This is a genomic window from Actinomycetospora sp. CA-101289 (genome assembly GCF_050955895.1).
In the GTDB taxonomy this organism is placed as follows: domain Bacteria; phylum Actinomycetota; class Actinomycetes; order Mycobacteriales; family Pseudonocardiaceae; genus Actinomycetospora.
In genome coordinates this window covers 838681-851035 of sequence record NZ_CP192093.1, presented here as the reverse complement: position 1 = coordinate 851035, position 12355 = coordinate 838681, and the positions used below count along the sequence as shown (strand labels likewise).

Here is a 12355-nt window from a genome sequence, read left to right as displayed (position 1 = left end):
GCTACACCGCCCCCAGGGCGAGCCCCCGGTAGTTCTCGGCGAGCGCCCGCCGGGCGGGCTCCGAGGTCTCGAGGTGGCGCAGGTGGGCCAGGGCGAGGCGCTCGTCGAACGGGTCGCCGTCGGGGTCGACGTGCAGCATCGTGGTCATCGTCCAGGAGAAGTGCGCGGCCCTCCAGACGCGGCGCAGCACCGTGTCGGAGTAGGCGTCGATGAGCGTCTCGTCCTTCGCGGCGAACCACTCGCCCAACGCCTCGGCCAGCACGCGCACGTCGGCGACGGCGAGGTTGAGGCCCTTGGCCCCGGTCGGCGGCACGATGTGCGCCGCGTCGCCGGCGAGGAACAGCCGCCCGTGGCGCATCGGCTCGGTGACGACGCTGCGCATCGGGGTCACCGACTTGTCAGTGATCGGCCCCCGCTCCAAGGTGAACGACCCGTCGTCGAGCGCGAACCGCGCGGAGAGCTGGTCCCAGATCGCCTCGTCGGCCCAGGTCTGCGCGTCGGTGCCGTTCGGCACCTGGATGTAGGCGCGGGTGACGCTCGGCGAGCGCATCGACGCCAGCGCGAACCCCTCGCGCCCGCGGGCGTAGATCAGCTCGTGGGACGACGGCGCGACGTCGGCGAGGATCCCCAGCCACGAGTACGGGTAGATGCGCTCGAAGCGGCGCACCAGGTGCTCGGGGATCGCGCGGCGCGCCGGCCCGTACGACCCGTCGGCGCCCACGACGACGTCGGCGCGCAACACGTGCTCGGCGCCGTCGTGGCGGTACCGGACGCTCGGGGCGTCCGTCTCGACGTCCTCGACGGCCAGCACCTCGGCGTCGAAAAGCAGCGGCTCGTCCTGCTCCAGGCGCAGCGCGATGAGGTCCTTGGTCACCTCGGTCTGCGCCCAGATCATCACGCGGTGCCCGGTGAGCTCCTGCATGTCGACGCGCACGCTGCGCCCCTCGAAGCGCAGCTCGAAGCCGTCATGGGGCAGCCCGAGCTCGTCCATGCGCGCGTCGGCGCCCACCTCGCGCAGCGCGTCGACGGTGCCGTGCTCGAGGATGCCGGCGCGCTGGCGGGTCTCGACGCGCTCGCGCGGGCGGGCCTCGAGCACCACCGAGTCGACGCCGCGCAGCCGCAGCAGGTGCGCCAGCATCAGCCCCGCGGGCCCGCCGCCGACGATCGCGACCTGGGTGCGGTCGGGGATCACGACGTCTCCGGGGTCTCGACGGTCTCGGCGGGCGGCTGGGCGAGCCCGTGGGCGGAGAGGTCGAGGAACACCGTCTCGCCCGGGCCCTGCATGCGGACGTCGAAGCGGTAGCCGGGGCCGGTGACGCCGCCGTCGGGGACGGCCATCAGCGTCGCCCGGCGCTCCTCGTCGAGGGCGGCGAGCAGCGGGTCGTCGGCGTTCGCCTGCACGTGGTTGGGGAAGTAGACGCGGGTGAAGAGGTGGTGCAGCAGCCCGCGCGCGAACACCGTCACCGCGAGGTGCGGGGCGTTCACGGCGTCGCTCGGGGCCGCCGGGCGCAGGGTGCGCAGGCGGTAGTCGCCGGCGCGGTCGGTGGCCACCCGCGCGAAGCCGGTGAACGAGCGGCCGTCGCGGCGCAGCGAGCCCGGGCGCACCGGCACGCGGCCGTCGGGGCCCGCCTGCCAGAACTCCAGCAGCGCGTCGGGCACGGCCGCGCCGGCCCCGTCGCGCACGGTGCCGTGCAGCGTGATCGCGCCGGGCGTCCCGACGGGGACGACGTCCCCGCCGCCGTCGAAAGGCAGCCCGAAGGCGAAGAACGGCCCGACCGTCTGGGAGGGCGTGAGGTCGAGCATCAGGCTCCGTCTCCCTGGTCAGGGTCGGGCGGCGTCGCGTGGGCCCCGTCCAGGACGATGTCCCAGCGGTAGCCCAGCGCCCACTCGGGCTGGGTGACGTCGTGGTCGTACGCGGCGACCAGCCGCTGCTGGGCCTTCTCGTCGGTGACCGACTGGAAGATCGGGTCGAGGCCGAACAGCGGGTCGCCCGGGAAGTACATCTGCGTCACGAGGCGCTGCGTGAACGCCGTGCCGAACAGCGAGAAGTGGATGTGTGCCGGCCGCCAGGCGTTGGTGTGGTTGCGCCACGGGTAGGCGCCCGGCTTGATCGTCACGAAGCGGTAGGTGCCGTCCTCGTCGGTCAGCGCGCGCCCGCCACCGGTGAAGTTCGGGTCGAGCGGGGCCGGGTGCTGGTCGCCCTCGTGGCGGTAGCGCCCCGACGCGTTGGCCTGCCAAATCTCCACGAGCTGGTTCCGCACCGGGCGCCCGTCCCCGTCGATCACCCGGCCGGTGACGATGATCCGCTCCCCGAGCGGCTCGCCCGTGTGGTGCCGGGTCAGGTCGGCCTCGACCGGGGTCACGTCCGCGACGCCGAACACCGGCGCAGCGAGCTCGGTGAGGCTCGGCGGCGAGACCACCAGCGGGCGCTGCGGGGCGCGCAGGGCGGTGCTGCGGTACGGGAGGTAGGCACGGTCGGGGTGGCCGTCGGAGCGCGGCGCGGTGCCCGCGGCGGTCACGATCTCGGCCGAGACCTCCCGCTGCGTCGCGGTGCGCGGGCCCGGGGCGGGGACGCCGTCGGTGGTGGTCACCGCGCCAGCGTGCCGTGCCGCCGCGCCGTGGCAGAATCGCGCTTCCGGCCACCGGAAGGAGCACGGGGTGAGCCGTCGGGACGACGACCAGGGCGGGTCGGGCGCGGGTCCGTCGGTGACCGCGCGCGTCCTCGGCATCCTCTCCGCGTTCGGGCCGGGCGCCGAGGCGCTGACGCTCTCCGGCATCGCCCGGGCCGCCGGGCTGCCGCTCTCGACCGCGCACCGGCTCGTCGGCGAGCTGGCCGCGTGGGGCGCGCTGGAGCGTGGCGAGGACGGGCGCTACCGCGTCGGCCTGCGGCTCTGGGAGGTCGGCGCGCTGGCGCCGCGCAGCCTGGGCCTGCGGGAACGCGCCATGCCCTACCTCGAGGACCTCTACGAGGCGACGCGGCAGAACGTGCAGCTCGGGGTGCGCGACGGGCACGAGGTGGTCTACGTCGAGCGGCTCGCCCACCCCGAGGCGGTGCGCGTGTTCACCCGGGTCGGCGGGCGGATGCCGCTGCACGCCACCGGCGTCGGGCAGGTGCTGCTCGCGTACGCGCCGGCGGCGGTGCAGGAGGAGGTCCTCGCCGGGCCGCTGCCGGCGCTGACCCCGCGCACGATCACCGACCCGCACGTCCTGCGCCGCACGCTCGCCGCGGTCCGCCGGGAGGGCGTGGCGGTGTGCGACGGGATGGTCGACCTGCTCTCGATGTCGGTCGCGGCCCCGGTGCGCGGCGAGGACGACCGGGTCGTCGCGTCGCTGTCGGTGGTCGTGCCCAGCGCGGGCGCCGAGCCGCGCGCGATCGTGCCCGCGGTGCGCGCGGCCGCCCGCGGCATCTCCCGCGCGCTGGGCTCGCCCGCCGCGCGCCGCCGCCCGCTCGGTGTCGTCACCGCGCCCCCCGGCGCCGAGCCCCCGGCCGAGGCCGAGCAGGGGGCGTGACCGGCCCCACGCGCCGTCGTTGTGTCGGCGGGCCGGTGACCCGGCTCGCGATGGGAGGTCCGCGATGGCGCGCGGTCGGACGAGCAGGGCCCGCGCGTGGTGTGTCGCCCTCGGGGTGGCGCTGGCGGTGGTGGTGTCAGCGGCACCCGCGGCCGCCGCGCCCGTGCCCCAGCTCCCGCTGCCGGTCCCGCAGCCCGCGCGCGAGTACGCCCCGCTCGACCGCGCCGGGCCCGCGCTGCAGGTGGGCGACGGCGCGCTGGCCGAGGCACTCGACTGCACCGCCGACGTCGACGACGCGTCCCGCCCCCCGGTGCTGCTGATCCCGGGTACGACGCTGACCGCCGAGGAGAACTTCTCCTGGAACTACGAGCGCGCGTTCGCCACCGACGACCGCCCGTACTGCGCACTGACGCTGCCGAACCACGCGATGAGCGACATCCAGGTCTCCGCCGAGTACGTCGTCGCCGCGATCCGGGCGGTGCACCGGCGCAGCGGGCAGCGCCTGGCGATCGTCGGCTTCAGCCAGGGCGGGATGATCGGGCGCTGGGCGCTGCGGTTCTGGCCCGACACCCGCGCGCAGGTCGGCGAGGTCGTCGGCATCGACCCGTCCAACCACGGCACGCTCGACGCCTACCCGGTGTGCGCGGCGGCGGGCTGCGCGCCGGCGTTCTGGCAGCAGCAGACGCTCTCGGCGTTCACCACGGCGCTCAACTCGCGCGCCGAGACCTTCGCCGGCATCGACTACACCTCGCTGTGGACCCCGACCGATGAGGTCGTCGTGCCCAACCTCGGCCCGGCCCCGAGCTCGCGGCTGACCACCGGCGAGGGCCGGCGGGCGAACATCTCGACCTTCGACGTCTGCCCCGGCCACGTCGCCGAGCACCTGTCGATGGGCTCGTTCGACGCCGTCGCGTACGCCCTGGTCGTCGACGCGCTCGACCACGACGGTCCGGCCGCGACGCGGCGCATCGACCGCGCGGCGTGCCTGGCGCCGTTCCAGGAGGGCGTCGACCCCGTGGCCTTCCCGGGGAACCTCGCGTCCTACGTCGCGGGCGCGGGGTTCCAGGTCGCGACCTACCCGCACGTCCTCACCGAGCCGGCGCTCGCCCCCTACGTGCTGGCCCGGCAGCCCTAGCCCGGCTCGCCGCGGGCCTTGCGGTACAGGACCCACACGAGGTCGACGAGGCAGACCAGGGCGACGACGCCGAAGGCGACCGACGCCCACGGCAGCCAGATCACCACGAGGAAGACGACGACACCCGCGATCGAGGCGAGCAGCCCGAACGCCGCGAGCACCGCCCGGAAGGTGAGCGCGCTGTAGGTCGGGGCCGCTCCGCCGAAGCCTGCGGTGGGGTCGTGGTGGTCGGGCAGCCCGCGCTCGTAGTCCTCGCGGGTGCGGCGGGGCTTCGCCGTCACGGCGGCACCTTCGTTCACCGGTGGTGGTCGGCGGGGTTTGCCCGGACGCCGAGTTGGGCCAAACACCGTCACCACCACACCACGGAGGCTCCCGTGCGCCCGTTCGACGACATCGACCGTCTCGCGAACAACCCCGCCCTCGACAAGATCGCCGCGCCCGCGCGCGACCTCGTGCACAAGGTGCTGCAGCGCCAGGACGTCAAGGACGCCCTGCACGGGGTGTGGCTCGGCCACCCGCTGCACCCGGTGCTGGCGCAGGCGTCGCTGAGCTTCTTCACCTCGGCCGGCGTGCTCGACGTCGTGCCCCGCACCCGGCGCCCGGCCACCGTGCTCATCGCCCTCGGGCTCGTCTCGGCGGCACCCACGCTGGCCGCCGGCTGGGCCGACTACGCCGACGGCCACGAGGAGCAGCAGCGCGTCGGGATCGTGCACGCCGCGGCCAACGGCGCCATGATCGCCGGCTACGTGGCCTCGCTGGCCGCGCGGCTGCGCGGGCGCAGCACCCGCGGCGCGCTGATCGGCTGGGCGGCGCTGGCGGCCGGCGTCGTCGGCGCGAACCTCGGCGGGCACATGGCGTACCACCAGGCCATGGGCGCCAACCACGCCGAGGGCTACCCCCACATCGCTCCCGGCGACTGGACCGACGCCGGCTCCGCCGACGACCTGCCCGAGGGCGAGCCGACGCGCCGGATCATCGGCGACGTCGGGGTGCTCGTCGTGCGCCGCGGCGAGACGATCCACGCGCTGGCCGACCGCTGCGCGCACGCCTCGGCGCCGCTGCACGAGGGCAGCATCGTCGACGGCGACGGCCGCGGCGACTGCGTCGTGTGCCCGTGGCACGGCAGCGTCTTCCGGCTCGACTCCGGCTCCGTGGTGCACGGCCCGGCCACCGCGCCGCAGCCGACCTTCCGCACCCGCGTGCGCGAGGGCCGCCTCGAGCTGGCCGTCACCGGCTACCCGGGCGTCCCGGCGAGCTGAGGCCGGCAGGTACGGCGTCCGGGTGAGCGCGCAGCGACCGTCGGGCGAACCTCGCCCGGCGGTCGCGCGTGCAGGACGTGCCCGGAGGGCGAGCCCCACCGTGCTCGTGTAAGGCTGGCCTTCGTCGGCACCCGCCGTCTGGTCGACGTGTCCGTCGCCTCCGACCCGCCGCCCCCCGGGAGCACCTCCGCATGACGTCCGGTTCGGCCCTGCCCCCCGCCGACCTCTCCACCCCGCCGCCCGACGCTCCCGACGCGACCGTCGACCCGCGCGCCGACCTCTCCGACCACCGGCGCCACATCGCCCCGCACGTCATGGTCTACCTCTTCGCCTTCGTGCCGTTCGTGGCGCTGATCGCCGCGGTGCCGCTGGCCTGGGGCTGGGGCCTGACCTGGCTCGACGTCGGCCTGACGGCCGGGTTCTACGCCGTGACGATGCTCGGCGTGACGGTCGGTTTCCACCGGTACTTCACCCACGGCGCCTTCCGGGCCAACCGCGGGCTGCGGATCGCGCTGGGCGTCGCCGGCAGCATGGCCGTCCAGGGCCCGATCCGGCACTGGGTGGCCGACCACCGGCGCCACCACGCGTTCGCCGACAAGGAGGGCGACCCGCACTCCCCCTGGGCGTTCGGCACGTCGCCGGCCGCCCTCGTACGCGGCTTCTGGCACGCGCACATGGGCTGGATCTTCGACCGGTCCCTGACGAACCAGCAGCGCTTCACCCCCGACCTCCTCGCCGACCCGGACATGCGCGCGGTGCACCGCTGGTTCACCGGGCTGACGGTGCTGAGCCTCGGCGCGCCGGCGCTGATCGGCGGGCTCGTGACGTGGTCGTGGTGGGGCGCGGTCACGGCGTTCTTCTGGGCGAGCCTCGTGCGCGTCGGCATGACCCACCACGTGGCGTGGTCGACGAACTCGATCTGCCACCTCGTCGGCGAGCGCCCCTGGGGTGCGCGCGACCGCTCGACCAACGTCTGGCTGCTCGCGATCCCGAGCATGGGCGAGTCGTGGCACAACCTGCACCACGCCGACCCGACCTCGGCGCGCCACGGCGTCGGCCGCGCTCAGCTCGACATCTCGGCGCGGACGATCTGGCTGTTCGAGAAGCTGGGCTGGGCCTCGCACGTCAAGTGGCCGACGGCGCGGCGCCTCGAGCGGCTCGGGGCGCGCGCGGCTCAGTAGGAGCGGCGGTACCGGGCGTCGAGCACGCAGTAGATCCCGAACGCGCCCAGCCCGAGCGACACGGCGACGAGCGGGGTGACTCCCTGCCAGCGGCTGACGAGCTCGCGCAGGGCGGCGTCCAGCCCGCCGACCCGGCTCGGGTCGCCGCGCAGCGCCGCGATCGCGAAAAGCACCCCGACGGCGCCGAACGCGACGGCGCGGGCGAGGTTGCCGGCGGCGCCGAGGACCACCGCGGCGCGGCGGGCCCACTCCGGCGGTTCGTCGACGAGGTCGCCCATGAAGGTGCGGGCCAGGCCGGTGTAGACCATCGTCCCGGCGACGATCATCACCGTGACGGCGACCGCGCCCACCAGCAGCGCGCCGCCGGGTAGTTCCAGGAGCCAGGCGACCAGCTTCTGCGGGCCGGCGCGCCCGTTCGTCGGCGCGCCGAGGACGGTCCGCGTCGCGGCGATCGCGACGGCGAGCACGGCGATCGCCTTGGCCGTGGCGCCGACCCGCTTGCGGAAGCGCTCGCCGCCGGAGACCCAGCGGAACCCCGCCACGGCCGCGGTGATCTGCCACGCCGCGAACGCCACCAGCCCGGCCACGAACAGCACCAGCAGCAGGAGCCCGCCCACGCCGACGGCCGCGACCGCCGCGACGGCGCCCTGCTGGTCGACCTCGGCGGGGCGGGACCCGAGCGCCAGGCGCAGCCCGAGGCCGGCGATGAGCAGGTGCACCGCTCCGTAGGCCAGCAGCCCCGCCCGCCCCAGGATCTCCACCAGGCGGCTCGGGGCGTCGCCGCCGCCGTGCAGGGTGGCGTCGGCGGCCTCGTGCGCGGCATGCCCGGCCGCGCCCTCGACGGCCTCGACGGCCTCTGCCCCGTGCGAGGTGCTCATCGGTACGGCCTGCCCGAGCACCGACGGGCGGAACCGCTCGGGTGACACGTCGCACCGGATCAGAAGTCGGCGTCGGCCTCCGTGGGGCCGCCCTGGGCGCCCGGCACGCGCTGCAGGTGCACCCGCCGCGCGAGCCGGATCATCGGGCGGATCAGCAGCTCGACGCTGCCGAGGACGAACAGCCACGTGCCCGCGTAGGTCGTCGCCGCGGAGAAGAACAGGATGCTGCCGACGAGGAACCAGATCGCGACGAGGATGTCGTTGACGATCGACAGCACCTCGTAGCGCCGCCGGATCACCAGCTCCTCGCGCCCCACGGTGACGATCAGCGGGCCGGTGCCGCCGGGCGATGCGCTCATGCGGTGCAGCCTGCCGAACCCGACTCAGTCGAGCGAGCGGGCGTGGCGCTCCGCGGACTCGGCGTCCTCGCGCGCCCGCTCGGCCTCGCGGCGGCGGGTGTCGCGCTCGCGCGCCGCGGTGTCGGCGCGGTCCCAGGCCCCGCGCCGGGCGTCCTCGGCGGCCGCGAGCCGGGCGCGCAGGTCGCTCACGGTCGCGTCGGCGTCCTCGGCCTCGGCGGACGCGGCGTCGGCGTCCTCGCCCGCGCGCCGGGCGGCGTCGTCGGCCGCGTCGGCCCGCGTCCGGGCCTCCTCGGCGGCCCGCTGGGCGCGCTCGCGCTCCTCGCGCTCGCGGCGTTCCCGCTCGGCGCGCTCGCGCTCCTCCTGCTCGGCGCGCTCGCGGTCCTCCTGGTCGCGGGACTCGCGGTCGTCCCGGACGTCGAGGGCGTCGTCGTCCTCGTCGTCGAGGTCCTCGTCCGGCTCCTCCCGGGCCGGGGCGGCGGGACGGGACGGGCGACGGTCGGGACGGCGGGTGCCGCCGGGCGCGGGCCGCGTGGCGCGGCCGGCACGCGCCCCGGAGGCGGGCCCGCCGAGCGCGGCGCTGATCCCGCCGTCGCCGAGGCCCGGACCGGCCTCCATCCCGCCGGCGAGCTGGCCGCCGGCCAGCGCCCGCGCGGCCGTGGGGTCGGCGAGCGCGGCGCCGATCGTGCGCTCGAGCTCGCGGATCGCCGGATCGCCCAGGCGCACGGCCTCCTCGCGGGCGATCCGCCGCCCGCGCTCCACCAGCGCGTTGATGAGCCCGTGGCGCTGGCGGGAGAGCTGGCGCAGCGCGTCGCCCTCGAGCTTCTCCTGCGCCTCGCGCAGCGAGCCGCCGAGCTCCTCCAGCCCGCCGATCTCGTCGGGGAACTCGCGGGCCAGGCGGTTGGCCACCCACGCCGCCACCGACGGCTTGCGCAGCGCGCCGATCTCGCCCGCCAGCTCGCGGTCGCCGGCCTTGCGCACCCGCTTGACCAGCGCGTCCCGGTGCGGGATGAACTCCTCGCGCTCGATGCCGTAGAGCAGGTCGGCAGCGTCCTCGAGCGAGGTGGGGAGCTCCTCGTCGGCGTCGGCCGGCCCGGCCTCGGGGGGCGCGTCCTGGGCCGGCGACATGCGGACCTCCCGGTGGTCGTGTTCGCGCCGGCGGCGCGGGTGGGAACACCGTGCCGTATGCCGCCCTCCGTCCGCACGCTCTCCGGGCGTGCCCGTCGCCAGGTGCTGCGCCCGCCGCGCTTCCTCGCCCGTGCCGCACGGTCGAGCGGCCCGGAGCGGGAGGCGGTCATCCAGGCGGCCAAGGCCGCGGCGGCCGCCGCGCTGGCGTGGCTGCTCGCCCGCTGGGTGCTGCAGGCACCGCAGCCGTTCCTCGCGCCGTACGCCGCGGTGTTCATGGTCGTGCAGGTCACGGTCTACCGGTCGGTGCGCGATGCCGGCCAGCAGCTCGCGGTGGTGACCGCGGGCGTCGTGCTCGCGCTGGCCGCGACCCTGCTGACCAGCCAGGTCGTCGTCGGTCTGGCGCTCGTCGTGCTGGTCGGGCTGCTGATCGGGCGCCTGCGGACGTTCGGTGAGCACGGGCAGTGGGTGGCGGTGACCGCGCTGATCCTGGTCGGCGAGGCGGAACCGGCGGCGAGCTCGCCCCTGCACGCGGTCGTCCGCCTCGCCGAGATCGCCGTGGGCGCCGGCGTGGGCGTCGTGGTCAACATGCTCGTGCTGCCGCCCGTCTACCAGCGCGACGCCCGCGAGGCCCTGACCGGTGCGGTCGCCCGCCAGGCCGACCTGCTGCGGGGCATGGCCGCGTCGCTGCGCGAGGACGGGGAGCCGCGGGAGGACCTCGCGCACGAGTGGCTGCACCGCGCCCGCGCCCTCGCCGACGAGGCACGCCGCGCCCGCGACAGCGTCGCCTGGGCGCGCGAGAGCCTGCGGCTCAACCCGCTGCGCCGGCGCGATCGCACCCCGGACCCGACCGCAACGCTCGGGCCGGCCGCCGACGCCTTGGTCGAGGTGGCGGGCCACGTGCTCGACCTCGCCGAGGCCACGGTCGAGGCCGCCGAGCAGCAGGACGCGGCACGGGCGGACGCGGCGGAGGAGGGTCGCGAGGCCGACGACGAGGGCTGCCTCGACCCGATGTTCGTCGGGTCGTTCGCCGACCTGCTCGACCACCTCGCGAGCGCGCTCGAGGAGGTGCGTGACGACCCCGGCGCGATGTCGCCGCAGGCCGACCGCCACCCGCCCGGCTCCGGCGCGCTGGAGCTGATGGGCGCGGTGCACCGCGAGGCCGCCCGACGGCTGCCCGGCGCGTCCGGCGAGGTGCGCACGGGCTGGAGCGTCGAGGGCGCGCTGCTCAGCGCCGCCCAGCGGGCGGTCACGGACCTGACGGGGCGGCGGCCGGGGCGGTGACGCCACACCTCGGTGGCGGAACCCGCGCTGAGCGCGGATTTCGCCACCGAAGTCGCCGCGGGTCACGTCGACCGCGGCGCCACCACCCGCCCGAGCCCCGGCGGCGAGGCCATCCCCGCCGTGGCCGGGCCCTCCAGCACCTCACCAGCCGGAGCGAAGCGCGAGCCGTGCAGCGGGCAGTCCCAGCTCTGCGCGGCGTCGTTCCACGCCACGATCCCGCCGAGGTGGGGGCAGACGGCGCCGAGCTCGTGCTCCACCCCGCCGACGCGGCAGCGCGCGACCTTGCCGTGCGACGTCGTCTCGATCCGGCCCTCCCCCTCGGCCAGCGGGGCGCCGGTGGGCAGGTGCGGGCGCGCCCAGCCGGTGGCCAGGTAGCGGCCGACCTCGCCGTTGGCGCGGGCCAGGGTCGGCAGCGCCGAGGCCGCCGGGGCGCGGTCGGCGCGCAGCGCCCGCATCCACGGGTTGTCGCGGCCGACCACGTGGTCGCGCAGCGCCAGGCCCGCCGCGGTGCCGCCGGTCATGCCCCACTTCGCGAACCCGGTGGCGACGAGGATCCGCGGCTGCCAGCGCATCGGGCCGACGAAGGGCAGGCCGTCCTCGGGCAGGTAGTCCTGCGCCGACCAGCGGTGGGTGATCTCGCGGACCGGGAAGCGCTGCGCAGCCCAGTCGGCGAGGGCCCGCTCGTGCGACGACGTCGGTGTGCTCGCGCCGACGCGGTGGCCGAAGCCGCCGGTGAGCAGGCGCCGCTCGCCCTCGATCACCGCGGTGCGCAGCGAGACCGTCGGCTCGTCGACCGAGAGGTACATGGCCTCGGGCAGCGGCCCGTCGACGCGGACAGCCTGGGCGTAGGAGCGGCTGGGCTCGACGCGGGCGAAGTAGAGGCCGCGGTCGAGGATCGGGACGCCGGTGGCGAGCACGACCCGCTCGGCGCGGACCTCGCCGTGGTCGGTGCGCAGCCGGGGCGCGCCGAGCAGCGAGACGCTGCGCACCCGGGTGTTCTCGTGCACCGCGTGGCCGCCGTCGTGCAGCTCGCGGGCGAGGTCGGCGAGGTAGGGCATGGGGTCGAACTGCGCCTGGTCCGCCAGTGTCACGGCCTCCGAGACGGCGAACGGCAGCCCGACGTCGGTGCCCAGCTGCGCGGGGAACCCGGCCCGGCGCAGCACCGCGGCCTCGCGCCGGACCGCCTCCGAGCCCGCCGACGAGCGCCCCGTCGTCGCGCACGTGACCGCGTCACGGTGCTCGAGGTCGCAGTCGGCGCGCCGCGCGCGGTCGAGGAGCCAGTCGTACCCGGCGCGGTGCGCGGCGAAGTAGGCGTCGACGGTCTCCTCGTCGTGGCGCGCGTCGAGCTGGGCGCCCCGCGTGCCCTGCAGCACCGAGATCTTCGCCGTCGTGTTGCCGCTGGCGACCGCCCCGATCCGCCGGCCCTCCAGCACCGCGACCTGCAGCCCCTCGCGGGCGAGCAGCACGGCCGTGGTCAGCCCCGTGATGCCCGCGCCGACGACGGCGACGTCGACCCGGCGGTCGCCGCGCAGGGCGGGGTAGGTGTCGGGCTCCTCGGCGTGCTCGGGGTCGTGCCACGCGGAGAGCTCGTGCGCGGGGAGGGCGGGAGCGACCATGCCCCGGAGGT

Annotated in this window: 13 protein-coding genes; 5 read left to right on the top strand and 8 right to left on the bottom strand. The window is 76.4% G+C overall.

What is annotated here, in order from left to right:
- Position 1 precedes the first annotated feature (1 nt).
- Genes ACQPX6_RS04245 through pcaH form a run of 3 tightly spaced genes read right to left on the bottom strand, consistent with a single transcriptional unit; the run spans position 2 to position 2522 of the window.
- On the bottom strand, positions 2 to 1192 hold the full coding sequence (locus ACQPX6_RS04245) for a 4-hydroxybenzoate 3-monooxygenase (protein ID WP_433785672.1): 1191 nt from the start codon (positions 1190 to 1192) through the stop codon (positions 2 to 4).
- Complete coding sequence (pcaG, locus tag ACQPX6_RS04240) at positions 1189 to 1803, bottom strand: protocatechuate 3,4-dioxygenase subunit alpha (protein WP_433785670.1); 615 nt, start codon at positions 1801 to 1803, stop codon at positions 1189 to 1191. Before pcaG ends, ACQPX6_RS04245 begins: the two co-directional genes overlap by 4 nt.
- Positions 1803 to 2522, bottom strand: a complete 720-nt coding sequence (gene pcaH / locus ACQPX6_RS04235) for a protocatechuate 3,4-dioxygenase subunit beta (protein WP_433788184.1) — start codon at positions 2520 to 2522, stop codon at positions 1803 to 1805. Before pcaH ends, pcaG begins: the two co-directional genes overlap by 1 nt.
- A gap of 136 nt (positions 2523 to 2658) precedes the next feature.
- Between pcaH and ACQPX6_RS04230 the strand changes: the two genes are divergently transcribed.
- Both ACQPX6_RS04230 and ACQPX6_RS04225 read left to right on the top strand, forming a co-directional pair.
- Positions 2659 to 3510, top strand: coding sequence for an IclR family transcriptional regulator (locus ACQPX6_RS04230; RefSeq protein WP_433785669.1), 852 nt, complete (start codon positions 2659 to 2661; stop codon positions 3508 to 3510).
- A 64-nt stretch (positions 3511 to 3574) separates the two neighbouring features.
- On the top strand, positions 3575 to 4645 hold the full coding sequence (locus tag ACQPX6_RS04225; RefSeq protein WP_433785668.1) for an esterase/lipase family protein: 1071 nt from the start codon (positions 3575 to 3577) through the stop codon (positions 4643 to 4645).
- Here ACQPX6_RS04225 and ACQPX6_RS04220 read toward each other — a convergent pair.
- A complete protein-coding gene (locus ACQPX6_RS04220) occupies positions 4642 to 4926 on the bottom strand; it encodes a DUF6343 family protein (protein ID WP_433785666.1) in 285 nt (94 codons plus the stop codon). The genes ACQPX6_RS04225 and ACQPX6_RS04220 overlap by 4 nt on opposite strands.
- 93 nt (positions 4927 to 5019) lie before the next feature.
- Between ACQPX6_RS04220 and ACQPX6_RS04215 the strand changes: the two genes are divergently transcribed.
- Both ACQPX6_RS04215 and ACQPX6_RS04210 read left to right on the top strand, forming a co-directional pair.
- Positions 5020 to 5904: a Rieske 2Fe-2S domain-containing protein gene (locus tag ACQPX6_RS04215; RefSeq protein WP_433785664.1), complete on the top strand. Its 885-nt coding sequence runs from the start codon at positions 5020 to 5022 to the stop codon at positions 5902 to 5904.
- A 191-nt stretch (positions 5905 to 6095) separates the two neighbouring features.
- Positions 6096 to 7085: an acyl-CoA desaturase gene (locus ACQPX6_RS04210; protein WP_433785662.1), complete on the top strand. Its 990-nt coding sequence runs from the start codon at positions 6096 to 6098 to the stop codon at positions 7083 to 7085.
- Here ACQPX6_RS04210 and ACQPX6_RS04205 read toward each other — a convergent pair.
- The 3 genes from ACQPX6_RS04205 to ACQPX6_RS04195 are packed head-to-tail and all read right to left on the bottom strand — an operon-like array spanning position 7079 to position 9447.
- Positions 7079 to 7963, bottom strand: a complete 885-nt coding sequence (locus tag ACQPX6_RS04205; protein ID WP_433785661.1) for a DUF1206 domain-containing protein — start codon at positions 7961 to 7963, stop codon at positions 7079 to 7081. The two genes, ACQPX6_RS04210 and ACQPX6_RS04205, sit on opposite strands and share 7 nt — an antisense overlap.
- A gap of 59 nt (positions 7964 to 8022) precedes the next feature.
- The gene (locus ACQPX6_RS04200) at positions 8023 to 8322 is read right to left on the bottom strand and encodes a YrhK family protein (RefSeq protein WP_433785659.1); all 300 of its coding nucleotides are present in this window, start codon (positions 8320 to 8322) and stop codon (positions 8023 to 8025) included.
- A gap of 24 nt (positions 8323 to 8346) precedes the next feature.
- Entirely contained in the window at positions 8347 to 9447 is a 1101-nt protein-coding gene (locus tag ACQPX6_RS04195) for a hypothetical protein (protein WP_433785657.1), read from the bottom strand.
- Between the two features lie 57 nt (positions 9448 to 9504).
- Between ACQPX6_RS04195 and ACQPX6_RS04190 the strand changes: the two genes are divergently transcribed.
- Positions 9505 to 10728, top strand: coding sequence for an FUSC family protein (locus ACQPX6_RS04190; RefSeq protein WP_433785655.1), 1224 nt, complete (start codon positions 9505 to 9507; stop codon positions 10726 to 10728).
- Between the two features lie 62 nt (positions 10729 to 10790).
- Here ACQPX6_RS04190 and ACQPX6_RS04185 read toward each other — a convergent pair whose 3' ends face one another.
- A complete protein-coding gene (locus ACQPX6_RS04185; protein ID WP_433785653.1) occupies positions 10791 to 12344 on the bottom strand; it encodes an FAD-dependent oxidoreductase in 1554 nt (517 codons plus the stop codon).
- Positions 12345 to 12355: the final 11 nt, after the last annotated feature.

Bases quoted from the DNA above. Each gene is read 5' to 3' on its own strand.
- pcaG (WP_433785670.1), bottom strand. From the start codon at position 1,803: ATGCTCGACCTCACGCCCTCCCAGACGGTCGGGCCGTTCTTCGCCTTC.
- ACQPX6_RS04225 (WP_433785668.1), top strand. From the start codon at position 3,575: ATGGCGCGCGGTCGGACGAGCAGGGCCCGCGCGTGGTGTGTCGCCCTC.
- ACQPX6_RS04210 (WP_433785662.1), top strand. From the start codon at position 6,096: ATGACGTCCGGTTCGGCCCTGCCCCCCGCCGACCTCTCCACCCCGCCG.
- ACQPX6_RS04205 (WP_433785661.1), bottom strand. From the start codon at position 7,963: ATGAGCACCTCGCACGGGGCAGAGGCCGTCGAGGCCGTCGAGGGCGCG.
- ACQPX6_RS04200 (WP_433785659.1), bottom strand. From the start codon at position 8,322: ATGAGCGCATCGCCCGGCGGCACCGGCCCGCTGATCGTCACCGTGGGG.
- ACQPX6_RS04195 (WP_433785657.1), bottom strand. From the start codon at position 9,447: ATGTCGCCGGCCCAGGACGCGCCCCCCGAGGCCGGGCCGGCCGACGCC.
- ACQPX6_RS04190 (WP_433785655.1), top strand. From the start codon at position 9,505: ATGCCGCCCTCCGTCCGCACGCTCTCCGGGCGTGCCCGTCGCCAGGTG.
- ACQPX6_RS04185 (WP_433785653.1), bottom strand. From the start codon at position 12,344: ATGGTCGCTCCCGCCCTCCCCGCGCACGAGCTCTCCGCGTGGCACGAC.